Raw genomic sequence first — 25,988 nt, 5'->3', positions numbered from 1 at the left:
GTTCGTTCTTGCCGGTGATCGTCTCACCTCGGACGACGGGTCACCGGTGGTCGGCCCTGGGGTGGCGGTTTCAGCCGGAGACATCATGGCGGCGAACCCGAAACTCGTCTCGACGCGATCTGTGTCGGTGTACACCCGTATACCCGCCCACCTGTTTCGAGCCGAGCATCGGTGTACGGCCGTACAGGAGCCGTGAACGGCCGTTCGGGATTATATGCGCTCTCGTCGCAGCCCAGACTGCGATGTCGACGAGATTCATATGGAAGCTGTGCCCGTTCGGGCAGACGGAATCGACCCCGCCCAGCGATCACCGCCAGACACCGGGAGGTGTCCGCAGGTGAGTGCTCTGACTGATTACTGGGATGGCAGCAAGTCCCGGTTCCCAGCGCGTCTCCGTGTCGGCGGGGCTACGCTTGCCATCACTGTCACAGCTTTCCTCGCTGGCCTCGTCGGCATCGTCCTCGTCGGCGCAGTCCTCCGGATTGCAGATCTCTTCACGGTCCCCGCTGTGCAGGTCCTCCGTGGCAACCTCATCCAGATCGGCTTCGCCGCCTTCGCCGTGACGTTCCTCGCCTGGCGAGGCGAGTTCGGGCGGTACTGCAAGCTCCGTCGACCGACCCTCGAAGACCTGGGCTGGATCGTCGTCATCCCCATTCTGTTCGCCGCGCAGGGTGCGCTCCTGTCGCCGGTCCTCGCCGCCGTCGGTCTCCCGCACCCACACCCGAACGGCGGCGGCGAATCGATCGATCTGGCGACGAGACCGCTGCTCTGGCCGGTCGCGTTCGTCGGAATGTACCTGTTTGCGGCCCCGGCCGAGGAACTCGTCTACCGTGGGATCGTCCAGGGAACGCTCCGGCGGGCCTTCGACACGTTCGGAGTCGTCGTCCTGGGTGGACTCGCGTTCGGGTTGATGCACGTCCTCGTCGGCCTCGTCACGCCCAGTGTCGGTCCGGGAGGGGCGCTCTACTGGGGGATGACGACCTTCGTCCCCGGCTTGCTCTGGGGGTACGCCTACGAACGGACGGAGAACCTGACGGTGACGGCAGTCACTCACGCAATGAGCTGGACGGTCGCAATCCACGAGATCGGGCTGGAACTCCTCCCGTTCTGAGGGGACCGGCTCAGAGTTCCTCCCAGATAGCCCGGAGTTTGGCCCCCGGTCGGCGGAGTACCGTCGCCAGTCCACCGAGCGTGCCGACTGGATCCCGCCTGAACCGCCGGGTCCCAGGGACGATGTCGTGTTTCAGGGCCTGTGCGCCCTTTATCAGGAGGACGCCTGCGATGCCGGCGATGACGACCAGTGCCGAGAGGAACATGACGAGAGCGACCTCCGTCCGCGTCGCCAGGAGATTCTGCGTGGTGACCGTATCGACGAACCACCCCAGAAGGAGAGGTAACGCGGCGACGGCAGCCGTCTTCAGGAGTCCATCCGCTCGCCGGTCCCAGACGTTCGTGTGTTCGGCCGTGGCGGCAGCACGGCCCTGCTGACGGTACTCCGTTGCGGGGACGAGTTCGACGTCTTCGAGGCTCGCTGTGTCTTCGCAGTCGTGAGCGACCGATCGAGCCCTGTCGCTCGATCGCGAGACCACGTCCTCGCGGTCGACGTCACGAACCACTCGCAGTCGCTCCGTCACGAGTCTTGCGTTGGCCAGCGCTTCGGTCACCTCATCGTCCGTGAGGCCGTCGAACGCGAGTTCGAACTGTCTGTCCGGGTACGACGCCAGCAACTCGAAGTCGGTGACTCCTGCCCGGATCCGTTCGCGTATCTGCTGTTGATCCCGCCGGCGCTGGTGTTCGGCCTGGTCGGCGAACTCGTTGCTGATACGGGACCGCTGTGTCTTCGTCAGGAGCGAAGCCGGTTTCGACGCCGACTGGTCGTCGTCGCTCACGGGTGCTGGGGCCGGCGGTGGCCCTGGTGGTTCGTCACTCGTAGTGCTAACGCAGGACGGACTCGGCTCACCGATGTCCGAAACTGGGACGCCGGTGGACCGGGCGGGTGGAGGCACAGCGTCATCACGAGTCGCTGTACCGGGCCGTGGTCCAAAAATCACCGCGGTCCGGAGACGGCTCCGATAGAGCCATTTGCCACCCGGACCAACCCGCTCGGTGTGGCGCCCTCCCTCTCGAACCTCGCGGTCACGGTTGCTGTCGGTCCCGGTATCGTGACACACGAGTACGCCCACTATCTGGCCTGTCGGCTGACCGGTGTCACCGTGCTCTCGCCCCCTGCGTTGCGCCCGTTCGCAGACGACGCGGTCCTCGAACACGAACCGGTCGACTCGTTCGGTGCGGACTTCCCCATCGCGGTGGCGCCGTTCGCCGTGAACTCGATCCTGGCCTTTGCCGCGTTCTGGGCCTGGCACGGTTCGACGGCACCGCTCCAGTGGCTGTGGCTCTGGCTCGGGATCTGTTTCGGCTTCACTGCGCTGCCCAGCGACGCCGACACCGACACGCTGTTCTCGACGGCCGGTCGCTTGCCGACCGGGTTGCGCCAGTGTGCCTATCTGCTCGCCGCTCCGGTCTGGGCTGTGACCAGGTCGATGCTGCTCGCCGGTGTACTGGCGTTCCTGTGGACGAGCGTGCTGTTCGCACAGAGCGCTGGCGTCTAAAAGAAGTGTTCGGGGCCGATTTATAGCGTGAACTGCTCGACGGTCGTCCCCGCGACGTCGAGATCGGTGTCGGTCGCGGCGGCGACGGTCACCTGGTTCTCGCCCGACACGACGTCCAGACGGACGACGAAGGCGCCGCTCGTCGGTTCGGTGACGGCGGTCTCGGCGGGAGTCTTGACGGCGACGAGGTCACCGTCGGTTTCGACGGTGACCACGAGACCGCCCGACTCGTAGTTCGTGTCGACCCACAGGTCGGGGCCGGCCGGCCGCTGCGTTTCGAGGTAGCGCTCCCGGACGACCGCGGGCGTCTCGATGGGCGAGCCGTTGTCGATACCGTGTGCGAGACGGACGTACTGGGCCATCGACCAGGCCAGCGGCGTCGCCGACCCGGTTCCCTCGCCGAACTCCCAGTTGTAGTCGCTGGGGCGTTCGACGTCCCAGACCTGCTCGGGGATCATCCGGCCGGAGTTGGCGAACCCTTCCATCGTATCGAGGAGGCGGTCGGGTGCGTTCTCGTCCTCGGCACCGGCGAGCAGTTCGTACTCGCCGCGCTCGCCCGTGAAGATGGGCCAGAGGCGCCCCTTGCCGTCCGGTTCGTGGGGATGCCACGGTGCACCCTCCCGGTCGCGTTCGAGTTCCCCGTAGCCGTCGCCGTTGTACCGGTAGAAGGCGGGTCCGTGGGGCGTCTCGACGCGGATGGTGTCGTCGACGGCGGAGACGCTGTTGAGGATTGTCTCGTCGTCCCAGGGCTTGATCCCCAGGCGGACGAGTTCGAGGAAGCCGGCGTCGACGATCGCCCGCTCTTCGAGTTTGGGACCACCGTTGGCCAGCGCCCGGCGCGACCCATCGTCCGGGTCGCCGTGGCGGGTGATACGGCAGTAGTACGGCGTCTGGTCCAGCCCGCTGGTCCCCTCCTGGGTCGCGGTCCACTGCTCGACGTGGGTCACCCACTCGTCGGCGACGGCGTACCAGACGAGCGCGTCGCCAATGTGGCTGTGGTCGTCGGCGAGCGACGCCGAACAGGTCAAGCCGGCGATCTCCGCAGCCAGCGAACTCGGCGAGAAGCCGGATTCCTCCTCCCATCGTTCCTGGGCCGTGGCCGGGCCGTTGCGGACGACGTAGTCCGAGGACCGCCGGAGGTTCTCGTAGTTGTAGTCGGCGTCGTCGAAGGTGATGCCCTCCTGTGCGAGGTGGTAGGCCATCACCTGCGGGAACGAGATGTTGTCCATCTGCTCGCCGCCCCAGCGGGTCCGCCCCTGCAGGTAGGTGTTCTGCGGGATGAACCCGTGCTCGTCCTGCTGGTACTCGTAGATGTACGAGAGCGCTTCCTGGGCGGTCTCGATCTCGCCGACGGCCTGGAACGCGGTGAACGTCTGGTAGAGGTCACGCGACCAGACGAAGTTGTATCCGTAGGCCTTCGGCCGGTCGGCGGGGACGACCTCGCCCCACGGGACCGACGGCGAGGCGATGGCCGCGCCGTGGTAGGTCTTGTCCTCACAGGCCTGGAGCACCATCAGCGATGCCTTGTACTGTGCGGCGAGGTCCTCGTCGTGGGCCACCGAAGCGGGCAGTTCCTTGTCGGACAGGAACTCCTCCCAACTGTCCTCGTAGGCATCCCGGACGGTGTTGAACCCACGCGCGAGGGCCCCGTCGGCCTCACCCAGCGCGCCTGCAGTGTCTGACTCCTCGGCAAAGCCCAGCGCGACCGTCTCGCCCAGGGACTTCCCGGAGCCGATGCGACCGATCAGGACGACGTTCTCCTCGTCGACCTCGTTCGAGGAGTGGGGGAGTTCCCCATCGATGAAGAGGTTGTCGATGCGTTCGGTGCCGGCGACTTCGGCGGACGCCCAGTCGAACGAGGAATCACAGGTCATCGCGACGGCGACGTTGAACGGTTCGCCCTCGTCGTCGACCAGCAGCGGATCCTCGTCGTGGACGTCGAAGGCAGCGGCGTCGCGGGCCGCGAGCGAGTACTCGCCGGGTTTGCCCAGCAACAGGCCGCGGTCGGTGTTGCCGGTGTTAGTCAGCGCCGTGTCGGCGACAGAGAAGACGTCGTAGTTGCTGTCGTCGTCCGCTTCGAACGTGACTTTCGCGAGCAGGGCGTCGTGTTCGGGGTCGGTGACGTAGTCGACGACGAGCGTCCACTTGTGGCCGTGGCCGTCGCCGGTCTCGGCGATGGAGTGTCGGAACACGAGCGCGTCCTCCTCGACGAGTTCGGCCGAGCGCTCGATCGTCTCGGCGTGGTCGTCGGTCCGCGTCTCGTTGTGGGTCCGGGCGACGTAGTCGGAGTCCTCGTCCCTGTCGACGACGAGGAAGTCCATCGTCCGGAGGTTCATGGTGTCGATGCGTGGATAGCGTACCTCCGTGAGTGCCCCCTCGGTCAGCGTGAACCAGACCTTCGAGGCACCCGTGGTGTGGTGGTCTGCGACGGTCCCGACGCCGAACTTCTCGCCGGTCGTCCAGTGGGGTCGGTCGCCGGGCCCCTCCGGCTTCGAGGGCATCGGTAGCGCACCCAGATCCCGGAGCACAGCGGTCGCCTGGAGGCGAACGGCATGGGTCCAGCCAAGCGGCGCAGCGCTGTCACGGCGCCCGTCGTCGAACACCTGCTCCGCGAGGAACCCGGCGTTCGTCGCGAACGGGCCGTCGTTGAGGAGGTAGCTGTATAGTTCGCCGGCCAGATCCAGGGCCTCCTCGGCGTCTTTGTCCTCGGACTGCAGGAGCATCCCCAGTTCCGCAGCGGCGGTCGTCCCGAGTGCGGTCGCGACCGACCAGAGCTTCTCGTGGTCCTGGTTCACGGTCCGCCAGCCGTCGCCCTCGTAGCGGATGAGGCCGGCGAGCCCGTTGTCCAGATTCCGGTACAGCGCGTCGACGACGTTCTCGACGTGGGACTGGAGTCGGCTCAGGGTCACCTCGTCGACGGGTTCGATCTCCGCGTACGCACGGACTGCACTGACGAGTTCGAGCGCGGCCGAGTCGGCCACCTCGTCGAGGTCACCATCGTCGAGTCGCATCACGTAGAACTCACGCTCGGAACTCCACAGTTCGTCGAGCGCGTCGTAGACCTGCTCGGCCTGGCTGGCAGCGTGTTCACGCAGGCCAGATTCGAGTGGCGCGTTGGCGACGGTCGCGTAGGCTTCGAGGTACTTCGCGGTCGTGTGGGCGAACTGCCCGGTCATGTCCTCCCAGGCGTTCTGGCACCGTTCCGGCAGTCCGTTCTCTGCGAGCGCGTCGTCGAGACCGTCGATCGCGTCGTGGATGGTCTCGACGATCTGCGAGCGGGCGTCGGCGGTGAGTAGGTCCTCACGCTCGGTGAGCAACTCTGCGAGGTACGTCGTGACGGCGGCCGTCTGGTCGGCCTGGTAGCCCGGGCCTTCGCCCTCGATGCGCTCGTTCGCCCATCCCGGTGCGAGTCGCTCGTCGACGGCCCAGATCCGGTGAGGCCAGGTGCCGTCGTCGAGCTGGGTCCGACAGTACAGCAACGCGCTGTCGAGCAGTTCGGTGTCGAGGTCGATTGGGAGCCGTTCGCTGGCGTCGAGCAACGCGGCAGAGACCTCGCTGTCGTCGCGGAACCACATGTAGCCGTACCCGCCCGTGTGTTCGAAGAACGGGTCGAACTCCGGTGCGGCCAGTCGCGCGCCACTGGGGCCGGTCAACAGCGACAGCGCGCGGAGGTCCGACGCGACGGCGTCCTCGTTCGGCGTGTCCTCGGGCACCTCGTCGATGGCGCGTTCGAGGGCTGCTTCACGCAGGTCGTCGACGGATGCGTGCGAGCGTGCCGCGTGAGTGACGTCGATGAGAGCCTGTTCGCGGCTGGTCTCGTCGTGGTCGGAGAGTTGTGTGGTCAGCGTCGTCCGGGCTGCGCGACCGACCTGTTCGAGGTCCGCCGTGACGACGATATCGCCCGTCAGGGACTCCTGTTCGGGCTTGCCCTCGTAGCGATCACGCGGGTAGTAGACGGGGCTGTCGTCGAGCAGTTCGGCCATCGTCTCGACGCGATTGCCGACGGCCATCTCCAGGTTCGTCGAGGCCGCGACGTAGTCGTGTTCGCGTCGGTGGTACACTTCGACGACCCGCTCGTCGTTGTAGCCGGCCGATTCGTGGATGAGTCGACTGACCTGTGTCTCCTTGCCCTCGGGCGCGAGGGTCATGAACGCGACGAGCTGTGCGTCCGGCGGTACCTCCCCGCGCAGTTCCACGTGCGTGAGGTGGGCCCGACCGAGCGTCAGGTCGTACTGGTGCACGCTGAACGCCCCCGCGTCGTATTCGGTCTCGACGAGGGACGTCTCGCGGTAGTAGTGCTGTCGGATCGGCTCGATGTCGTCGAACCACAGGACACCGTCGCCGGTGTCGATCCCGAGTCGGGAGCGGTCGACGCCGTGGAGTCCGGAGAGTTCCGCGGAGTAATCGCGGAGAGAGCCATCGCGCTCGACGTAGACGAGTCGGTCGCCGAACCCGGAGAAGGTCCCCGTCGTCGTGGGGGCCTCACCAGGGAACGGCTCGTCGAGGCGGTTTTTGTAATCGTTGAGCGCTGTGCGCAGGCGCATGCTTGAGAGAGAGAGGAGATTCTTAATAACACCTGTGATGCAGGCGAGTCTTAATACCACCCGTAGTACCTGATTGAGAAAACTCTTTTACCAAGACCCGACAGGGTACACGTACAGATGAAACATCCTGGACCGCCGCGGTTTCTTGCCGTCGGTGAGACGACGGAACTTGCACCGCGCGACCCCGACCCTGCCGTATCGTACCGCTGGGAACTGAGCGACAAACCGGAGGACAGCACAGTCGAACTCGAAGACGACGAGGCGGTCGTCTACTTCACACCGGACGAACCCGGCGAGTACACGGCGTCGCTGTCGACCCCCGAGACGACGCATCATCTGACGCTTCGTGTGTTCCCGGCCGATACCGCGATCACCAGCGGTGGGACCGGGACGAGCGGCTACAGCGGCTATTCTGGCGTCTCCGGCGTCTCCGGCGTGAGCGGTATGAGCGGCTTCTCCGGCGGCCAGAGCGGGAGCGCGCGCTCCGGCGACCTCGCGAGCCGTGGCGGCGAACAGGCGCGCCCGCGACTGCACCTGACCGGCGAGACCGAGGACGACGTCGCGACCGTCCGCGCGACGGTCAAGACCGACCCGAGCAGCGACGAGGAGAACGAGACCCTCGACGTCGAGTTCATGGTCGACGACCGTGATCCGACCCCGGCGGACTTCGAGACCGATCACCGGACGGCGACGTTCTCGGTGGCCGACCTCGACGAACCGGTCCGTGTGCGTGCCGTCGCCATCGGCGAACAGTACAGCGTCCCGGACACCGTCCGCGTCCACCCCGACGGCCGCGTCGAGAACCTCAACGAGCCACCGGCGTGGAGCAAGGGCATGACCCTCTACGAGGTCTACGTCCGCGGGTACAAGGAGGGCAGCGAGGACCAGTCGGTCTTCGAGGTCATCCAGGAGAACCTAGACGAGATTCAGGATCTGGGCGTCAACACGCTCTGGCTCACGCCGATCCTCCAGCACGACGGCTACGACCACGGCTACAACATCACCGACTTCTTCTCGGTCGCCGACGACCTCGGCACCGAGGAGGAGTTCGAGGACCTCGTCGCGGCCGCGCACGACCGTGACATGCACGTCCTGTTCGACCTCGTGTTGAACCACTCCGCGCGCGACCACGAGTTCTACCAGCGTGCCGAGGCCGGCGACCCCGAGTTCGTCGACTACTACGAGTGGCAGGAGGACGGCTCCCCCGGGACCTACTTCGAGTGGGAGTACATCGCGAACTTCAACTACCGGAACCTGAAGGTCCGCCGGCACCTGCTGGACGCCGTCGACAAGTGGGCCGAGTACGTCGACGGGTTCCGCTGTGACATGGCGTGGGCCGTCCCGGACCCGTTCTGGCAGGAGATCCGCGAGCGCCTGCGCGCCCGTGACGACGACTTCCTCCTGCTGGACGAGACCATCCCGTACATCGCGGACTTCCACGACCTGGCGTTCGACATCCACTTCGATACGACGCTGTACTTCACGCTGCGCCAGATCGGCCGCGGGGACGCACCGGCGGACGAACTGACCGACGCCTACCGCCAGCGTGCCGTCACCGGCTTCCCGGACCACGCCGGCTTCATGCTCTACATCGAGAACCACGACGAGACCCGCTACGTCGAGGAGTGTGGCCGTGACGCCGTCGAGGCCGCCGCGGGCGCGCAGTTCACCCTGCCCGGCGTCCCGATGATCTACGCCGGTCAGGAGATCGGCGAGCGCAACCGCCGCGGGCACATCTACTGGGAGCACGCCCAGGAGGACCTGCGCGAGTACTACAAGACGCTGACGAGCACGCGCAACTCGATCCCGGCGCTCCAGTACGAGGGCGACTACGAGGAGATCGAGTACCAGGCCGACGCCGACGAGGTCGTCGCCTACGCTCGCGAGGCCGACGAGCGCTACGTCGTCGCGCTGAACTTCGGCGAGGGCGACGCGACGGTCTCGTTCCCCTCCGAATCTGTCGACACCACCGACGCGGTGTCCGGCGACAGCGTGGCCGCAGCAGACGGCGACGCGTCCGTCGACAACGTCGTGGTCCTGCCCGCAGGGGAGTAACTACCAGCCATGTCGGAGTACACCACCGTCGAAGACGAGACACGGGCGCTGATCGAGTCCCAGCGTGAGGTGCTCGACGCACACGACGACCGGTTCGAAGCCGCAAAGGAACTGACCACGCGCCTGGGTGCTCACTGGCGGGATGGCCACGCGGAGTTCGGCTTCTGGACCCCCCAGCTCGTCGACGAGGTCCCCGCAGACGAGGTCGAACTGGAACTGCTCACCGCCGAGGACGACGTCGACCTGACGGCCGACGAATCCGAGGTCGCCTTCGACCGGCAGTTCGTCGAGACCCGGCGCGAGGGTGAGTTTACCTGGGCCGCCGTCGAGGGGCCACGCCCCGGCACCCGCGACCAGCTCGGGACGCTCTACCGGCTCAGCTACGAGGCCGACGGCGAGCGCGAGACGATCACCGACCCGTTCGCCGACTCGCTGCCCTTCGGTGCCTACGGCCCGCCGGAGCTGTACGACATGTCCCGCCTCGACGAGGAGCGCGACGACCGCGACTACTTCCAGCGGCTCGAAGACGATGGCGTCGCGCCCCACGCCCACGAGGACGACGGGCTGCCGCGGTTCGAGCCGGCGACGAGCATGCTGGAGATCCATCCCGGCACGGCGACCGAATCCGGGACGCTGGCCGGCCTGCAACGCCAGTTCGAGACCATCGGCGAGAAACAGGACAGCGGCGCGGAGTTGACGCCGGCCGAACGGAACTTCGTCGGCTACGACGCCGTCCAGTTGATGCCCGTCGCGCCGATCACCCAGAACGAGGACGAACTGGGCTACTGGCTGCCCGAGGTCGCCTCCGGGGACCGACTGCGCGCGACCATCCGTCGCCCGGATATGGTCAACTGGGGCTACGACATCATCATCTCCGGGTTCGGCACGGTCAACCCCGCCATTCTGGAGACCCGCCGTCCCGACGAACTCGTCGACCTCATCGCGACGCTACACACGCTCCCGGAACCGATCAAGGTGGTCTTCGACATCGCGCTCGGCCACGCCGACAACGGTGCACTCCCGCTGTTGAACGAGGAATGGTTCGCCGGCCCCGGCATGTACGGCCAGGAACTGGACTACACCCAGCCGGTCGTCCGTGCGGGCCTGCTGGAACTCCAGCGCCGGAAGATGGATTTCGGCGCGGACGGCATCCGCGTCGACGGCGCACAGGACTTCACGAACTGGGACCCCGAGGCCGAGGAGGAGTGGCACGACGACGAGTACCTCGCAGAGATGGACCGGGTCAGCCAGGAGGTCGCCGGCGTCGAGTACCGGCCCTGGATGATCTTCGAGGACGGCCGCCCGTGGCCCCGTTCGGACTGGGAACTGGCCTCGACCTACCGGACGCTCATCGAGGAACACCCCCACTCCTACCAGTGGGGGCCTGTCACCTTCGCGCACAACACGCCCGCGCTCCAGACCTTCTGGGCCACCAAGTGGTGGCGCGTCAAGGAGGTCCGGGACATGGGCGCAAACTGGATCTCCGGCGTCGCCAACCACGACACAATCCGCCGTGGGACCCAGCTAGAGCCGGATCCACCGTTCAGCCAGCCCCAGATCAACCGCTATCTGGGCGAGACGCGCAACGAACAGCTCCGGAAGGCGTACAACAACCCGGCCTCGACCATCATGTTCCATGGGTTCATGCCGGGGTGTCCGATGGACTTCACCCACGCCAACATGCGCGCGCCGTGGGGCTTCGTCCGTGACACCGACGCCGTCTGGAACCTGAAGGTCCTCTCGGAGGAGGAGAACTTCCCCGAGTGGCAGATCCGCCCGCAGGACTTCGAGAACGACGCCCACTTCCAGCGGCTCAAGGAGTGGGGCTTCGAGTCACGCGACGAACTGAGCGAGTTCCTCGGCCTGCTCGCGGACGTGGTCAGCATGACCGACTACGACAAAGCGGAGATGGCGACCCTGCTCAACACCGCGGGGACGCCCATCGGCGACGACTTCACGGTCGCCGAACTCGAACAGCTCGGCCGCGAGTGGATGCGTGACCTGGGCGACTTTTTCAACCTCTCGCACTGGCGCGACCAGCAGGGCGACGAGCGCACCGCCTTCGACCTGCGGGTCCGGGAATTCCGCCACGACCACGAGTGGGTGACGACGGACTTCACCGGCGAGGACACGCTCGACTACGTCTATCCCACCGACGGCACCGTGCTCTACTACGGCCACCGCCGTGCACCCGACGACAGCGAGGAACTGCTCTTCGTCGGGACGATGGAGGGCGTCGCCGAGACGGTCACGCCGACCGACCTGGTCGGCGTCGACGACGAGGGCTGGGAGGTCGCACTCTCCTCGCCCGATCTGGACGTCGAAAGTGCGAGCGACGAGGTGTCGCTGGCCGACAGCCAGGCCGCACTGTTCGTCCGGTCGTTGGACTGAACAGTAAGCGCAGCTTTCCCGCCCCAGTTCTGCCTTCTCCGGTGACAGGTAGGACAACGTTTATCCACGTCGTTCCCCTTCCGTAACCAACCAATGCGGTGCTCACACGACGGGTGCAGGTGGCAGGCTATCGCGGCCTCGGCAGCCGGCGCGCGACGACAGTACGCAGAACATCTCGTCGAGGCCCACACCGAAGAGGTCGACGTAGATGTGCCCGATGGGAAGGTACAGGTCCGCGTCGACGACGAGTGGGAGACGATGACCGTCGAACAGGCTCGGTCGTTCCACGACCGGTTCGGGACGAGCGACGACTGATACTGTTGGCTGTAACTGAGACACGATATTCGCCACCCCGTGGTGGCGAAATTCTTGAAGGACGTTCAGCCGACAGTATGAGACGGGTCGTTTCTCACTCCCGCGCGTGACGCTCGGTCACGTCACGGAGTCGCTGGGCGACGCCCTGGTCGAGGCCACCCTCGGTGATGCGCCAGCGCCAGTTCCCCTCGGCGGTGCCGGGCGTGTTGAACCGCGTCTCCCCGCCCAGGCCGAGCAGGTCCTGCATCTGCGTGATAGCGAAGATGGAGTCGGCGGCCCAGACCGCTTCCAGCAGGTCCCAGTTGATCTCGTGGCCGTCCGAATCGAGATAGAAGTGCAGGCAGCCCCGCTGGCGGTCGCTGACCTCGTCGTCGTACCAGCCCATGACGGTGTTCGTGTCGTGGGTCGACGTGTAGGCGACCGAGTCCTGGTCGTAGACGTGTGGCATGTACATGTGGTCCTCTGAGCACCAGTCGGCGTAGAGGACGACGTTCATCCCGGGCGCGTCGACCGCCGCGCGGAGTCGCTGGAGTTCGGGCGTGATAGCGCCGAGGTTCTCGACGATGAGCGGGAGGTCGCCCAGCGCGTCTTCGACGGTCTCGAAGAGTTCGATGCCGGGACCCTCGCGCCACTCGCCGTCGGCGGCGGTGGGGGCGTCCTCGGGGATTGCCCAGTAGCTCTCGAAGCCCTTGAAGTGGTCGACGCGGGTGATATCGACCCGAGAGAGCAGCGCCTCGAAGCGCTGGACCCACCACTCGTAGTCGTTTTCGGCCATCGCGTCCCAGTCGTACAGCGGGTTGCCCCAGCGCTGGCCGGTGCCGTCGCCGTCGGGGTTGGTCGGCATCCCCGCGACCGCCGCCGGTTCGTTGTCCTCGTTCAGATCGAACAGCTCCGGGTTCGCCCAGACGTCGGCGCTGTCCATCCCCATGTAGATGGGCATGTCGCCGATGATCTGGACGCCGTTGTCGTTGGCGTACTCGCGGACGTCCTGCCACTGGCGGTCGAAACAGTACTGGACGAACTCGCGAAAGCGGATCTCCTCGGCGAGTTTCTCGCGGTACTCCGCGAGCGCGTCGGGGTCGCGCTGCTTGAGGTCGGCGGGCCACTGGGTCCAGCCGTCGTCGTCGAAGTGCTCTTTCAGTGCTCGGAACAGCGCGTAGTCGTCGAGCCAGTGGTCGTTCTCGTCGACGTACTCGTCCAGGGCCCCCTGTTCGCTCTGGCCGGCGGTCTCCTGGAACCGCTCGAAGGCGGTCCGGAGCATCCCCTCCTTGTACTCGCCCACGCGGTCGTACTCGACCCAGTGGTCGTCGAAGTCGGGGCGGTCGGCGAGGTCGTCGTCGGTCAGCCAGCCGTCGTCGACGAGTCGGTCCAGGCTCACGAACAGCGGATTGCCGGCGAACGAGGAATGAGTCTGATACGGTGAGTTGCCGAACGCACCGGCTGTCGGCCCCAGTGGACAGATCTGCCAGAGGCCCTGGCCGGCATCGGCGAGGTAGTCGACGAACTGTTCGGCCGGCTCTCCCAGGGTCCCGATACCGTCCGGGCCAGGGAGGGACGTAACGTGCAGGAAGATACCGCTCGACCGGTCGAAGGACATACGCGACTCGTTCGAGAGGCGGGGATAAGAAGCCCGGTCATCGCGGCCCGTTCAGGCGTCGCCGAAGCGATCCTCGATAGCCTGCCGATCGATCTTGTCGGGCCCGCTCGTCGGCATCTCGTCGACGAACGCGAGGTGACGTGGGTGTTTGAACCCGGCCAGTCGACCGTCGAGGAACGCCCGGAGGGCCGAGAGGGTCAGACTCTCGTCGCCCTCGACGACGGCCTTCCCGACCTGGCCCCACTGCTCGTCGGACACGGGGACGACGACGACCTCCGAGACGTCCGGGTGGTCGGCGATGGCGTCCTCGACCTCCGCCGGGTAGACGTTCTCGCCGCCGCTGACGTACATCTCCTTCTTGCGGCCCTCGATGTGATAGTAGCCGGCCTCGTCCTGGCGGGCGAGGTCGCCCGTGGCGACGAAGTCCCCGAAGGTCGCCGCCGTCTCCTCTGGGTTGTCGAGGTAGCCATCGGCGGCGTGGGGCGAGCGAAGGAGGAGTTCGCCGATCTCGCCCTGGTCGACCGGGTCGCCGTCCTCGTCGACGATCGCGGCGTCGACGTGCATGTTCGGTATCCCGACTGCATCGGCCTTCTCGTGGGGCCAGCCCTCGGGCATCGCGAAGTTGTTGGGCCCACACTCGGTGAGGCCGTACCCCTGCGAGAGGTCGATCCCGCGGTCCCACCAGGTCTCCATGACGGACTGGCGACAGGGGCCGCCGCCGGACTTGACGAACCGCAACTGCGAGAGGTCCGCCGACGCCCAGCGGTCGTGTTCGGTCATCATCCGGAGGACGGCCGGGACGGCAACGAGGACCGTCCCGCCCTCCTCGTCGACGACCGAGAGGACCTGCCCAGGGTCGAACTCGCGGGCGATGACGACGGTGCCGCCCATGTGCCACAGCGGGACCGTGATGACGTTCCAGCCGCCGGTGTGGAACATCGGGAAGACCATCGGCGTCACGTCGTCGTCGCGCAACCCCCAGGAGGTGATCGTGTTGACCGAGTTCCAGACGATACCCTCGTGTGAGAGGATCGTCTCCTTCGGCGTCCCGGTCGAGCCGCCGGTGTGCAACAGCAGGTGGGGGTCCTCGGGGGCCAGTGTCGCCCGCTCGACGGGACTTCCGTCGGCAGGGAGCGCGTCCGGGTACGGAGCGGCGTCCGGGACTCCTTGGACCGCGTCATCGTCCGTCTCAGTTGGAAGCGTGAGTACTGCGGGCGACGTCCCGGCGTGGTCCAGCGCGGCCGAAACGTCCGCGGCGAACGGCGCCTCGACGACGAGCACTGCGGGGTCGACGCGGGCCAGTAGTTCGCCCAGTTCGGGCGGTGCGAGTCGGTGGGAGAGTGGCGCCAGCGTGCTCCCGGTCTTCGCCGTGGCGAAGAACAGGTCGACCACGGCGGGCCGGTTCCGGGAGACGACGGCCACGCTGTCGCCCTGTTCGACACCATGCTCCCGAAGGAGTCGAACCGCGCGGTTGGCCCGCCCGTCCAGTTCCGCGTAGGTGAACCGCTCGCCGGTCGTGGCGTCGACCAGGCCCTCGCGGTCCGGTGTCAACTGGGCGCGTTTCTCGCTCCAGGCGCCGACCCACTCCTGGGCCAGGGCGGGGTCAGACATCGTCGAGGAACTCCAGCAGGTGGTCGTCGACCTGTCGCCGTCGCTCGATGAACAGGAGATGTGGGGCCCCTTCCAGGGTCACGAAGTCGACGTCGGGCAACCCTTCGGCGAGCAGTTCGCCGTTCTCGTAGGGGACGACCCGGTCGGCAGTCCCGTGGAGCAACAGCGTCGGGAGCGTGAGCTCGTCCAGTCGGTCGTGGACGTCGAAGCTGTCGACGGCCTGGCCCTGCCAGACGCGGGCCTGCTCGGAGGCGTCGCTGTCCAGCCGCCAGTCGACGATGCGCTCGATCAGGTTCGGGTTGTCGTCCCAGAAGCCGTCGGTCAGTGCCGGTCGCATCTTGTACCGGATCGCTTCGCGCTCGTCGGCGTCCTCGGGGACGCCGTACATCCGGTCCAGTGTCTCCTCGGGGATGGGGACCTCCTCGGGCCCGCCCGGTGAGGTGCACATGAGCGTCAGCGACGCCGCCCGGTCGTAGTCCAGTGCGTACTGCTGGGCGATCATCCCGCCCATGCTGGCGCCGACGACGTGGGCGGCGTCGACGCCGGCGTCGTCCAGGACAGCCTCCAGATCACTGGCCATCTCCGGGATGGTGTAGGGCCCTTCGGGTTCGTCGGACGCGCCGGTGCCCCGGTTGTCCCACCGGATGCTCTCGTAGTCCTCACTGACGGCCCGGTGCTGCCAGCGCCACATCCACCGACCGTACCCGAGTCCCTCGACGAACACCACGGTCTCGGCGTCACTGGGCCCCGCCCGTTCGTAGGCCAGCCTGACGCCGTCGTTGGTCGCGTATGGCATAGACAGGAGTACTCCCGCTATCTCCTTCAAGGGGGACGTTACCATGTGAACGTCGATGCGAGGGGGCAGCGGTCGCCGTCCCCGACTACGCGCGCCACTCCAGGACACTCGCAGCCCAGGTGTAGCCGGTTCCGGCAGCCAGACAGAGGACGGTGTCGCCGGCAGCGAGGCGGTCGCGACAGTCGGCCAGCGCGAACACCTGGTCGCAGCTCTGGACGTGGCCGATGTCGTCGAGATAGCGGTGCTGGTCCTCGTCGAGGCCGAATCGCTCGCAGAGCAGGTCGTGGAACGACCGCTTCATGTGGGTGATCGCGGCGAAATCGACGTCCGCGCGTTCGTAGCCGGACCCGTTCAATGCCTCGTCGGCGACAGCCAGGAAGTTCGGCAGGCTCTCCTCTGCGAGGCGTTCCTTCATCCTCTCGTGGTCCGGTACGCGCAGCGAGTGCCCGCCGCTCTCGACGGTATCGTGACTCGGCGGCCGCGCTGTCCCCCCGGCGGGGACGATCACGTCGCGAGCGAAGCTGCCGTCGGTCAGTGTCGCGCTCTCGCGGAGGCGGGCGAGCGCTCGGTCACCGGGAGCGGCCTCGACGACGGCTGCCGTCGCACCGCTGCCGAAGTTGAACATGAAGGATGTGTCGGGGTCGTCGTAGTCGACCAGGTCCTCCTCGCGGCTGGCGGCGACCAGGAGGATACGCTCCAGCGAGTCCTCCGTCGCGAGGAGCGCACGGGCCTCCCGGAGGGCCACGGGGAAGCCCGCACAGAGGGCGTAGCTCTCGGTCGCGGCGGCGCCGGTCGCCCCGATCTCGTCGGCGACGGCGGCCGCGGCGTTCCAGACGACGTGGTCCTTGTACTCGCTGCCGTGGTACCGGACCATGTCGAGCGCGTCAGCGGGGATATCGGCGTCGGCCAGTGCCTCGTGGGCAGCGGCGACGCACATCTCCGCGGGGTGGTCCGCGTCGGGCGGGCAGACGTGTTTCGTCCGGAGTCCCATCTTCTCACGGACGACGGATTCGGGCACGTCGCTCCGGTCAGCGACGTCGGCGGCGGTCATCGTCGCCTCGGGGAGGTAGGTCCCGAGGCCGGTGATCCCCACCGTCATCGGTCGTCGTCCCAGACCTTCGCCGGGAGAGTGTCGGCGAATGTGCCGCCGATGCGGTTCCGGATCGTGCCGAGCAGGCCGTCGGGGACGTAGAGGACGAACAGGACGAAGATGATCCCGATATACAGGCTCGCGTGGCCGTTGAGCAGCGTGTCGATGAGTCCCCCGAGCGTCATACCGCCCGCGACAGGCGTAGCGAGCGTCTGTTCGCCCAGCAGCAAGCGGAGGTAGGGCAGGAGGCCGCCGCCCTGCCCCGACTTCGAGAGGAACTCCCGGACGGTCTCGTCGAAGAGGCGTCCGTACAGCGGACCGGCCAGGGTGCCGAAGCCGCCGATGATACTCGCCAGGAGGGCGTCACCGGAGACCAGGAAGTAGAAGGAGTTCTCGGGGCTCGCCGAGCGCTTGAAGCCGGCAAACAGCGCGCCAGCGACACCGGCGAAGAAGCCGCTCATGGCGAACGCTGCCAGCTTGTAGACGTAGGTGTTGTAGCCGATGGCGACGGCCCGCTCCTCGTTCTCGCGGATGGCGATCATCACGCGCCCGAACGGCGAGTGGATGATCCGCTGCATCGCGAAGTAACAGACCAGCACCACCAGCCCGACCATGTAGAACGAGACGGTCGTCCCCGAGAGCGTCGTCCCGAGGAGCGACACCTCGTCGCCGGTGAGGACGCCGATGGCGAGGTTGAGCTGGTCAACCCAGGGGATCCCGATCTCGAACCCGCTGGCGTGGGTCGGCCCGACGGCCGGTCCGTCACGGGGGTTGCGCGCCACGTAGTCCCAGCCGCGGATGAACACGTACAGCACCTGTGCGAACCCGAGGGTGATCATCGCGAAGTAGACCCCGGACAGCCGGAACGAGACCAGGCCAACCAGGATAGCGAGGACGACGGCGAGCAGACCGGCCACGAGGAGCGAGACCATAAACGGCGTCTGTGGCCCCAGCAGTGGGAACTTCCCGTTTGCTACGAGGATCACGGTGTAGGCACCGGTCCCGTAGAAGGCTGCGTGGCCGAAGGAGAGGTAGCCGGTGTAGCCGCTGATGAAGTCGAAGGACATCGCGAACAGGCCGAAGTACAGCACCCCGACCATCGTCTCGACCGTCGGCAACAGCATCGTCGCCTCGTACTGCAGCGGCGAGTTGATCAGGATGTTGTAGATCGACGGGTAGACTGCCAGCAGCAGGATGATGGCGATATGGGCCGTGTGCGAACGGACGTAGGCCATGGGCCAGGACACCTCTGTCGGTGTCCCGGCCTGGGTCTCGGTGCTAATGGCCACCCACCTCCTCGACGCCGAACAGGCCCTGTGGTCTGACGATGAGCGTCAGCACCAGCACCAGGAACAGGACCAGTTCTGGCAACCCGGTGAACTGGATGTAGTTCTGGAACCACCAGGTCATCACGGAGTCGGTCATCCCGACGATGACCGCGGCGACGACGGTCCCCCGGAAGGTCCCGAGGCCGCCGACGATGACGACGATGAACGCCGGCAACAGCGTCTCGGCAGCCAGAGGCACGCTCGCACCCCACGTGGCGTCCCACATCAGCAGGGTACCGGCGGCACCGGCCAGGCCGATCCCCAGCGCGAAGACGACGGTGAACACCTGCCGGACGTCGATACCGAGTGCCGAGGCCATCTCTGCGTCCTCGCTGCCGGCCCTGATGTAGAGCCCGTAGCGCGTCTTCGTCAGGAACGCCCAGATACCCACGACGGTGACGACGCCCAGCAGTATCTGGAAGACGGCCATCCAGCGGACGCTGATGCCCGCGACCGCCGCCGGTTCACGGAGGAACTGCGGCTTGGTCGCCAGCGCAGCCTGCCAGTCCGAGAGTGGCTGCATCCCGAACACACCGAGGATGATCCGGACCACCTCGTCGACGACCAGCGTCAGGCCGAACGTCAGCAGGATCTGGTAGATCGGCGGCCGGTCGTACAGCGGCCTGATGAGCGTCGTCTCGATGGTGCCACCGAGGACTGCAAGGAGGCCGAACACGACCAGGATGGCGACGAAGAAGAACGCCAGCCGCGTGACCGAGCCGGTTGCCTGCCCGACGACGGTGACCATCAGCAGGCCGCCCAGGTAGGCACCGACCATCGTCAGCGAGCCGTGGGCGAAGTTCAGCACGCCCATCAGCCCGAAGATCAGCGTCAGCCCACTGGCGATCATCACGTACAGCGCCGACTTCGCGAGCCCGTTGACGATCACGGTGCCCAGTTCCGAGACGGTCAGGAAGTCCGCCAGCGTCTCGACGATCATGCGGACAGATACCTCCTGAACCGCTCGTCGTCTGCCGTCACTGCATCGGAGTCGCCGTCGTCGACGACCACGCCGTGATCGACGATGTAGAACCGATCGGAGAGGTCCAGCGCCAGCGGGAGGTTCTGTTCGACAAGGAGGATGGTCGCCTCGGCGCTGGCTTCCGAGAGTGCCTCCGCGACGTCGGCGACGATCTGTGGGGCCAGACCCTCGCTCGGTTCGTCGACGAGCAACAGGTCGTTCTCGCCGACGAGCCCCCGCGCGATGGCCAGCATCTGCTGCTGGCCGCCAGAGAGCGTCCCGGCCTCCTGTCGTCGCCGTTCTTCGAGGATGGGGAATGCGTCGAAGGCGTACTGGAGCCCCTCGCTGATGCTGTCGGTGTCCGGGATGGCCGCCCGGAGGTTCTCCTCGACGGTCAACTGGCCGAAGATACGCCGCTCCTCGGGGATCCAGCCGACACCGCGGTCGGCGACCTCGTGCGTCTCCAGGCCGATCAGCGACTCGCCGCGGAAGGTGACCTCACCCTCGCGTGGCGGGTTCAACTGGAGGATCGAGCGCAGCGTCGTCGTCTTGCCGACGCCGTTGCGCCCGACGAGTGCGACCACCTCGCTCTCCTCGACGGCGAGGTCGATGCCCTGGAGGATGTGGCTGTCGCCGTAGTAGGTGTTCACGCCGGAGAGTTCCAGCAGGCTCATGCGACCCCTCCCTCGTCCGTGGCTTCGTCCGCGTCGTCGAGAGAGCCAGGTTCGTAGCCACCGAGATAGGCGGACTGGACGTCGGGGTTGGCACGGACCTCCTCGGGCGGACCGTCCGCGATGACCGCACCCTGGTGGAGGACGACGACGCGCTCCGAGACGTCCATCACGATGTCCATGTTGTGTTCGACGAGCAATACAGCGTGGTCCTCGGCGACGTCCTCGATGAGTGTTCGCACCTCGTCGACGCTCTCGGAGGAGACGCCGGCGTTTGGCTCGTCGAGCAACAGCACCGCCGGATCCCCGGCCATCGCCATCCCGACCTCCAGTTTCCGCTTGGCGCCGTGACTGAGCGTGCTCGGCGGGTCGTGGGCGCGGTCCTCCAGACCGACCCGTTCCAGTATCTCGTGTGCGCGCTCGGTGTACCCTTCAAAGTGGTCGACGTTGCGCCAGAACCGGGCGGAGTCGCCGCCGTGGGCCTGCTCGGCCACGCGGACGTTCTCCAGGACGCTGCTGTTGGGGAACACCGACGTCACCTGGTACGAGCGGTGGATCCCCTGCTGGGCCGTCTCGTGGGGTGGCGCCTCGGTGATGTCGTCCCACTGGTTCCCGCGCTGGAGTTCGACAGTCCCCTCGGTCGGTGAGAGGACCCCCGTCAGGAGGTTGAAGAACGTCGTCTTCCCGGCGCCGTTGGGTCCGATGAGCGAACATAGCTCGTCCCCGAGTTCGAACGATACGTCGTCGACGGCGGTGAGCCCGCCGAACTCCTTCGTGAGGCCCCGCGTTCTGAGCATGTTACAGCGAGCAGTCCATCTGGTCGCTGTCTGCCGGGATCGTCGTCTCGCCGGCACCGATGCGTGCGAGGGGCTCGCCGGGCATGATCGCCGCGCCCCAGTTCTCGGCCCACTCGTCGGTCGTCGGGATGGGGTCCGCGACGGTCATCGCCGACCGGGCCTGATTGTTGTACTCCTGGAAGGTGTACCCGCCCTCGCCTTTCGGGGTGTCGGTGACCGTCATGCCCTTGAGGGCGTTGGCGATGTCGGCACCCTCGCTGGAGCCGCCTTCCTGAACCGCCTGGTGGATGGCCGAGGCACCCGTGAACGTCCCCGAGGTGAACAAATCCGGGACGACGCCGTACGTGCTGGTGTAGCTGTCGACGAAGGCGTTGTTGATCTCGTTGTCGTACTGGTTCCAGTGGTACCGCGTCGTGAACGGGCCCAGGTTCGAGTCGCTGATCTTCTCTTCGGTCAGTGGCTCTCCCAGAACGTTCTGCATCGTCCCGCCGACGACGCTGTTGGTGATCCGGGTCGCGTAGCCGCCGAACACGCGATAGGAGTAGTCCCCCGAGAGGAAGGCGTTGAACATGCTCGGCAGCGTCGCGACGGTGAACCCGCCGACGACGCCCTCGGCGCCCGCCTCCTCGGCGTTGTCGAGCAGTCCCTCCCATTCGGCGTAGCCGCGTTCGACGAACCGCTCGCCGACGATGTTGACGCCCTCGTTCTGGAGGACCGCCTTGTAGTTGTTGACCACTGCACGACCGAAACTGTAGTCGGCACCGAACAGGTAGACGTTCGAGACATCGGTCTCGTTGGCGACGTACTTCCCGCCAGAACGGGCGTCCATCGCGGTGTTCTCGCTGGCGCGATAGACCAGGTCGCCACAGGTCTCACTGTTGGACGTGATCCCCGCGGAGGCGGCCGGACCGATCATCATCGGCACGTTCGCCTGGTTGACCACAGTGGTGACGACGCGACTCGCCGACGCGGAGGAGGCACACCCCGCCAGGATGTCGACGTCCTGGTTCTCGACGAGGTTCGTCGCGGCCGTCTGTGCGGTGTCGGCCGAGAACTGCGTGTCACGGACGTAGATGGTGTACTCGACGTCCCCGACGGTCATCGTCAGTTCGCCGGTGCTCGGTTCGGCCGGCGGGTCCTCCCCGGCCTTGTAGGCGAGTCCGGAGAGGAACCCCCACAGCGACTGCTGGCCGTAGTACGCGAGGTCGCCGGCGAGGGGCTGTAACATCCCGATGGAGACGCTCGTCGTCCCGCTCGATCCGTCGCCAGTGCTCCCGCCGTCACTCGATGAGTCGCCGTCGCCGTTCATGTCGGAATCTCCGTCGCTGCCACCACTGCCTCCATCACTGCCGCCGTCACTTCCACTACCGTTGCCGCCGTCCTCACTGACACAGCCCGCAAGTCCGGTCAGTCCGGCACCGAGTGCGCCCAGTACACGGCGTCGTGTGGCATAATCTCTCATACACGATAAACTATCGTGTACGACCAGCATAGTAACGGGCGTTTACATGTTAACGCCCGTCGCCCCGGGCCTGAGAAACGTCACTCGTCGATGTCGTCGAGCGCGTCGACGACGCGTTCGATCATCTTCCGTTCACCGCGTCGCAGGTTCTTCGAGACGGCAGGTTTGGAGACGCCGAACTCGTCGGCCAGCGTCCCGAGTGTCGCGCCCCGCGGGCTCTCGAAGTAACCCTCCGAGACGGCGGTCTCTAAGGTTTCCCGCTCCGTTTCGGAGAGATCCCGACAGCCGTTGACGAGTGTCATGGCAGCGCCGGCGTTCTGGACCACGTCCTGCAGTTCGGGGAGGCCGGTCTTCTCGCGCTCGACGACGTCGAACTCGTTGTCCCTGTCCAGTTCCGAGAGCGTCGTGTCCGCGTCGTGGCTGGTATCGAAGCCGACGTGCCAGACTTCGCTGCCGGCTTCGATGTGGAACGGCCCCGTGATGTAGCCGTCGTTGGCCCGGATCGTCTGCATCGCTGCCGTCTCCTCGATCACCGTCCGAATCTGGGCCACTTCCCCCTGACGGCGCAGTAGCGACACCTCGTTCATGTTCCCGTGTGCCTGAAGCGCCTCCAATCCGGTATCGAGTTCGCCCCCACCCTCCGCTTCGACGACCATCCTGGTCTCCAGCTCACGCGCGCTCTGATCGAAGTCCCACTGCATCGCCGCGAACGCCACCTCGTGGTCGGCAGTCGTGTCGATGAACGGACAGTCGTACTGTTCCATGTCCAGGGCGATGTCAATCATACGTAGTGTCCGCTACTCAGAACCCGAACCTCCACAATCATAAATGATTCTTCCTACGTAGGTCGTATCGTTCGATCGTTTCCAGTCCCACTCGGGTGGATATATATTCACACATATTTCAATTCCGATCGACACTTTTCGGCTGTCAAGCCCTCTGGACGGCGTTTCCATCACAAATTACCACGTACTTTGTGGGTTCGTCCCACCCCGTTTCAATACTGTTTTAGGGCTCGACTCTGGAGGGACTGGTATGACTTTGCACGCCAGAGAACTTCCCCAGGACGTCCGGGAACTGGGCGAGTTGCTGGGCGACGTACTGGAGACGCAATCCTCCACCGAAGCGTTCGAGATCGTCGAAGATATCCGTACGTCGTCGATCGAATATCGGCGCGGCGATCTGGAAACGCGGGAGTCGATCGGGCGGACGCTCGACCGCCTCGACCCGGAGATGGAGGGGGTCGTCGCACGGGCCTTTACCACCTACTTCGAGTTGATCAACCTGGCCGAAGAGCGCCAGCGTGTCCGGGAGATCCGGGAGGCGAGCCAGGCCGGGACACTCGAAGACAGCGTCGGTGCTGCGGTCGAAGAGCTCGCGGACGCCGACATTGGCACCGAGACGGTCGAGCAGGTCCTCGACGACGTGTTCATCGAGCCGACGTTCACCGCACACCCGACCGAGGCCCGCCGGAAGACGGTCAAGGCGAAGCTCCGAAGCGTGGCCAACGACCTCGAAACGCTCGACGAGGTCCGACTGACCGACCGTGAGGAGGATGTCGTCCGGCGGGATGTTCGCTCGGAAGTCACGAGCCTCTGGCAGACCCCGCAGGTCCGTGACCGCCGACCGGAAGTCACCGACGAGGCGCTGAACATCCAGTGGTACCTGGAGAACGTCCTCTTCGATGTCATCGACGAGGTCTACGACGAACTGGAACACGCGATCGACGAAGAGTACGACGAGGAGATCGATGTTCCGAAACTCTACGAGTTCCGGTCGTGGGCCGGTTCCGATCGGGACGGGAACCCCTTCGTCACGCCCGAGGTCACCGAAGAGACCCTGGAACGCCAGCGCGAGACGGTGCTGCCGCTGTATCGAGATCGGCTGAAGGCACTCTCGGGTGTCCTGAGCCAGGACGCCTCCAACATCACGACCGACAGCCGCTTCGACGAGCGGTTGGCCGAACACAAGGAGCGACTCCCCGGCGTCGCCGCCGAGGCCGAAGATCGCTACCCGGACGAGCCCTACCGCCAGAAGCTCAAGCTGATGCGCGAGTCGGTGCTGCGCGTCGACGACGTACGCCAGGGCGGCTACGACAGCCCGGAAGACTTGCTGAAAGACCTCCACACGATCGCCGCAAGCCTCCGGGACAACGACGCGGCGGTCATCGCCGAATCCCACGTCGATCCCCTCATCCGGAAGGTCGACACGTTCGGGTTCACGCTGGCGAGCCTGGACCTTCGTGACCACCGCAAGATGCACACGGATGCCATCGCGGAGGCGGTCGACCGCCAGGGGATCGACTACGAGTCGATGTCAGAGGACGAGCGCGTCGAGTTCCTGACCGAGGCGATCCTCCAGGACGGGCCTGTCGTCGACATGGAGGACACTGACGGGCTCTCCGAGGACTCGATCCGCGTCCTGCGGCGGTTCCGCAAGACCGCCGACTGGCAAAACGAGTTCGGCGTCGACGCCATCGACACCTACGCGATCAGCTGGTGTGAGGAGCCCAGCCACGTGCTGGAAGTCCTCTTCCTGGCCGACCAGGTCGGGATCGTCGACCTCCCCGGCTACTGTGGGCTCGACATCGTCCCGCTACTGGAATCGGAGTACGCCCTCTCGGGCGCCCGGCGGATCATGGGGACGCTGTTCGAAAACGAGGCTTACTCGCAAGCGTTGGAGGCCCGCAACACCGTTCAGGAGATCCTGCTCGGGTATTCCGACTCCAACAAGGAGAACGGCTACCTCGCGGCGAACTGGTCGCTGTACAACAACCAGCGCCGGCTGGCCAACATCACCGACGACTTCGACGTGGAGATGCGCCTGTTCCACGGCCGCGGCGGCTCGATCTCCCGCGGTGGCGGCCCGATGAACGACGCCATGCTGGCGCTGCCAAACGAGACGGTGACCGGCCAGATCAAGTTCACCGAACAGGGCGAGGCCATCGCCGAGAAGTACGCCAACCACGACATCGCCGAGCGGAACCTCGAACAGATGCTCAACGCCCAGATCCGGGCACGCCACAACGCGATGGAGGAGCCGGTCGAGGAAGTTCCCGAGGAGTGGGTCGAGGCTATGGAGACGGCCTCGGACGCCGCTCGCGACGAGTACCAGTCGCTGCTTGAGACGGACGGTTTCGTCGACTACTTCGAGCAGGCGACCCCCATCACCGTCATCGAGAACCTCAACATGGGCTCGCGCCCGGCCTCACGTAGCGAGGACCGTAGCGTCGAGGACCTGCGCGCTATCCCGTGGGTGTTCTCCTGGACGCAGGCCCGCTGTATCATCCCTGGCTGGTACTCCATCGCCACCGGTCTGAACGAGTATCTCGACAACGGCGGCGACATGGAGACGCTCCAGGAGATGTATGCGGAGTGGCCGTTCTTCCGCACGAAACTCGACAACGCCTCCCTGGCGCTGGCCCGCACCGAGATGGGTATCGCCGAGGAGTACGCCGATCTGGCCGACGACGACCTCCGCGAGCGTATCTTCCCGCGCATCAGGTCCGAGTACGAGGAGACCGTCGAGCTGATCACCGAGATCACCCAGCGCGAGGGGCTACTCTCGCGTGACTGGTTAGAGGAGAACCTCGAACGGCGCAATCCGTACGTGGACCCGCTGAACCTCCTGCAGGTGCGCCTGCTCGCGCAGTCTCACCTCACCGAGGAGGAGAAGCGGACGCTCCGATTGACGGTCCAGGGGATCGCCGCCGGCATGAAGAACACCGGGTAACCCCCGGCGCCAGCGGTCTGTGGCCACGA

General features: G+C 66.2%; 18 protein-coding genes. 6 read left to right on the top strand and 12 right to left on the bottom strand.

What is annotated here, in order from left to right:
• The first annotated feature begins 337 nt into the window (after window positions 1-337).
• Window positions 338-1,111, top strand: a complete 774-nt coding sequence (locus Hhyl2_RS05295) for a lysostaphin resistance A-like protein (protein ID WP_483549686.1) — start codon at window positions 338-340, stop codon at window positions 1,109-1,111.
• A gap of 10 nt (window positions 1,112-1,121) precedes the next feature.
• Here Hhyl2_RS05295 and Hhyl2_RS05290 read toward each other — a convergent pair whose 3' ends face one another.
• Complete coding sequence (locus Hhyl2_RS05290; RefSeq protein WP_483549685.1) at window positions 1,122-1,889, bottom strand: ABC transporter permease; 768 nt, start codon at window positions 1,887-1,889, stop codon at window positions 1,122-1,124.
• Window positions 1,890-2,108: 219 nt separating this feature from the next.
• On the opposite strand from Hhyl2_RS05290, the gene Hhyl2_RS05285 reads away from it, so the two are divergent.
• Window positions 2,109-2,609: a hypothetical protein gene (locus tag Hhyl2_RS05285; protein WP_483549684.1), complete on the top strand. Its 501-nt coding sequence runs from the start codon at window positions 2,109-2,111 to the stop codon at window positions 2,607-2,609.
• A gap of 20 nt (window positions 2,610-2,629) precedes the next feature.
• Here the strand turns inward: Hhyl2_RS05285 and Hhyl2_RS05280 are convergent, their stop codons facing one another.
• Window positions 2,630-7,153: a DUF7997 domain-containing protein gene (locus tag Hhyl2_RS05280; protein ID WP_483549683.1), complete on the bottom strand. Its 4,524-nt coding sequence runs from the start codon at window positions 7,151-7,153 to the stop codon at window positions 2,630-2,632.
• Between the two features lie 117 nt (window positions 7,154-7,270).
• Here Hhyl2_RS05280 and malA point away from each other — a divergent pair, with 117 nt between their 5' ends.
• The 3 genes from malA to Hhyl2_RS05265 all read left to right on the top strand — a co-directional run bounded on the left by malA (window position 7,271) and on the right by Hhyl2_RS05265 (window position 11,914).
• Window positions 7,271-9,208 carry an alpha-amylase MalA gene (gene malA, locus Hhyl2_RS05275; protein ID WP_483549682.1) on the top strand — a complete coding sequence of 646 codons (1,938 nt, stop codon included), beginning with the start codon at window positions 7,271-7,273 and terminating at the stop codon, window positions 9,206-9,208.
• A 9-nt stretch (window positions 9,209-9,217) separates the two neighbouring features.
• Window positions 9,218-11,599 (top strand): glucosylglycerol hydrolase, encoded by a 2,382-nt coding sequence (gghA, locus tag Hhyl2_RS05270; protein WP_483549681.1) that lies wholly within the window; start codon window positions 9,218-9,220, stop codon window positions 11,597-11,599.
• 93 nt (window positions 11,600-11,692) lie between these two features.
• Window positions 11,693-11,914: a hypothetical protein gene (locus tag Hhyl2_RS05265; RefSeq protein ID WP_483549680.1), complete on the top strand. Its 222-nt coding sequence runs from the start codon at window positions 11,693-11,695 to the stop codon at window positions 11,912-11,914.
• 94 nt (window positions 11,915-12,008) lie between these two features.
• Here the strand turns inward: Hhyl2_RS05265 and malQ are convergent, their stop codons facing one another.
• The 10 genes from malQ to Hhyl2_RS05215 all read right to left on the bottom strand — a co-directional run bounded on the left by malQ (window position 12,009) and on the right by Hhyl2_RS05215 (window position 23,012).
• Complete coding sequence (gene malQ, locus Hhyl2_RS05260) at window positions 12,009-13,511, bottom strand: 4-alpha-glucanotransferase (protein WP_483549679.1); 1,503 nt, start codon at window positions 13,509-13,511, stop codon at window positions 12,009-12,011.
• A gap of 51 nt (window positions 13,512-13,562) precedes the next feature.
• Window positions 13,563-15,122 (bottom strand): AMP-binding protein, encoded by a 1,560-nt coding sequence (locus tag Hhyl2_RS05255; RefSeq protein WP_483549678.1) that lies wholly within the window; start codon window positions 15,120-15,122, stop codon window positions 13,563-13,565.
• Window positions 15,115-15,918, bottom strand: a complete 804-nt coding sequence (locus Hhyl2_RS05250; protein ID WP_483549677.1) for an alpha/beta fold hydrolase — start codon at window positions 15,916-15,918, stop codon at window positions 15,115-15,117. Before Hhyl2_RS05250 ends, Hhyl2_RS05255 begins: the two co-directional genes overlap by 8 nt.
• 85 nt (window positions 15,919-16,003) lie before the next feature.
• Window positions 16,004-17,017, bottom strand: coding sequence for a 3-oxoacyl-ACP synthase (locus Hhyl2_RS05245; protein ID WP_483549676.1), 1,014 nt, complete (start codon window positions 17,015-17,017; stop codon window positions 16,004-16,006).
• Window positions 17,014-18,177 carry a branched-chain amino acid ABC transporter permease gene (locus Hhyl2_RS05240; RefSeq protein ID WP_483550554.1) on the bottom strand — a complete coding sequence of 388 codons (1,164 nt, stop codon included), beginning with the start codon at window positions 18,175-18,177 and terminating at the stop codon, window positions 17,014-17,016. The genes Hhyl2_RS05245 and Hhyl2_RS05240 overlap by 4 nt, the downstream gene beginning before the upstream one ends.
• A 109-nt stretch (window positions 18,178-18,286) precedes the next feature.
• Window positions 18,287-19,276 (bottom strand): branched-chain amino acid ABC transporter permease, encoded by a 990-nt coding sequence (locus tag Hhyl2_RS05235; protein ID WP_483549675.1) that lies wholly within the window; start codon window positions 19,274-19,276, stop codon window positions 18,287-18,289.
• The gene (locus Hhyl2_RS05230; RefSeq protein WP_483549674.1) at window positions 19,273-19,971 is read right to left on the bottom strand and encodes an ABC transporter ATP-binding protein; all 699 of its coding nucleotides are present in this window, start codon (window positions 19,969-19,971) and stop codon (window positions 19,273-19,275) included. The genes Hhyl2_RS05235 and Hhyl2_RS05230 overlap by 4 nt, the downstream gene beginning before the upstream one ends.
• Window positions 19,968-20,765 (bottom strand): ABC transporter ATP-binding protein, encoded by a 798-nt coding sequence (locus Hhyl2_RS05225; protein ID WP_483549673.1) that lies wholly within the window; start codon window positions 20,763-20,765, stop codon window positions 19,968-19,970. The genes Hhyl2_RS05230 and Hhyl2_RS05225 overlap by 4 nt, the downstream gene beginning before the upstream one ends.
• Before the next feature lies 1 nt (window position 20,766).
• Complete coding sequence (locus Hhyl2_RS05220) at window positions 20,767-22,227, bottom strand: ABC transporter substrate-binding protein (RefSeq protein WP_483549672.1); 1,461 nt, start codon at window positions 22,225-22,227, stop codon at window positions 20,767-20,769.
• 80 nt (window positions 22,228-22,307) lie between these two features.
• Window positions 22,308-23,012 carry a helix-turn-helix domain-containing protein gene (locus Hhyl2_RS05215; RefSeq protein ID WP_483549671.1) on the bottom strand — a complete coding sequence of 235 codons (705 nt, stop codon included), beginning with the start codon at window positions 23,010-23,012 and terminating at the stop codon, window positions 22,308-22,310.
• Window positions 23,013-23,262: 250 nt separating this feature from the next.
• Between Hhyl2_RS05215 and ppc the strand changes: the two genes are divergently transcribed.
• A complete protein-coding gene (gene ppc, locus Hhyl2_RS05210; RefSeq protein ID WP_483549670.1) occupies window positions 23,263-25,959 on the top strand; it encodes a phosphoenolpyruvate carboxylase in 2,697 nt (898 codons plus the stop codon).
• The last annotated feature ends 29 nt before the right edge of the window (window positions 25,960-25,988 follow it).

This window comes from Haloarcula sp. H-hyl2, from assembly GCF_056934385.1.
The sequence above is the reverse complement of the archived record's forward strand: the minus strand, read 5'-3'. Positions and strand labels throughout refer to the sequence as shown.

Excerpts from the sequence above, each read along its gene's own strand:
- Hhyl2_RS05220 (WP_483549672.1), bottom strand. The coding sequence starts at position 22,227 with ATGAGAGATTATGCCACACGACGCCGTGTACTGGGCGCACTCGGTGCC.
- gghA (WP_483549681.1), top strand. The coding sequence starts at position 9,218 with ATGTCGGAGTACACCACCGTCGAAGACGAGACACGGGCGCTGATCGAG.
- Hhyl2_RS05265 (WP_483549680.1), top strand. The coding sequence starts at position 11,693 with ATGCGGTGCTCACACGACGGGTGCAGGTGGCAGGCTATCGCGGCCTCG.
- Hhyl2_RS05230 (WP_483549674.1), bottom strand. The coding sequence starts at position 19,971 with ATGAGCCTGCTGGAACTCTCCGGCGTGAACACCTACTACGGCGACAGC.
- Hhyl2_RS05280 (WP_483549683.1), bottom strand. The coding sequence starts at position 7,153 with ATGCGCCTGCGCACAGCGCTCAACGATTACAAAAACCGCCTCGACGAG.
- Hhyl2_RS05245 (WP_483549676.1), bottom strand. The coding sequence starts at position 17,017 with ATGACGGTGGGGATCACCGGCCTCGGGACCTACCTCCCCGAGGCGACG.
- Hhyl2_RS05225 (WP_483549673.1), bottom strand. The coding sequence starts at position 20,765 with ATGCTCAGAACGCGGGGCCTCACGAAGGAGTTCGGCGGGCTCACCGCC.
- Hhyl2_RS05255 (WP_483549678.1), bottom strand. The coding sequence starts at position 15,122 with ATGTCTGACCCCGCCCTGGCCCAGGAGTGGGTCGGCGCCTGGAGCGAG.
- malA (WP_483549682.1), top strand. The coding sequence starts at position 7,271 with ATGAAACATCCTGGACCGCCGCGGTTTCTTGCCGTCGGTGAGACGACG.
- Hhyl2_RS05215 (WP_483549671.1), bottom strand. The coding sequence starts at position 23,012 with ATGATTGACATCGCCCTGGACATGGAACAGTACGACTGTCCGTTCATC.
- Hhyl2_RS05250 (WP_483549677.1), bottom strand. The coding sequence starts at position 15,918 with ATGCCATACGCGACCAACGACGGCGTCAGGCTGGCCTACGAACGGGCG.
- ppc (WP_483549670.1), top strand. The coding sequence starts at position 23,263 with ATGACTTTGCACGCCAGAGAACTTCCCCAGGACGTCCGGGAACTGGGC.
- malQ (WP_483549679.1), bottom strand. The coding sequence starts at position 13,511 with ATGTCCTTCGACCGGTCGAGCGGTATCTTCCTGCACGTTACGTCCCTC.
- Hhyl2_RS05235 (WP_483549675.1), bottom strand. The coding sequence starts at position 19,276 with ATGATCGTCGAGACGCTGGCGGACTTCCTGACCGTCTCGGAACTGGGC.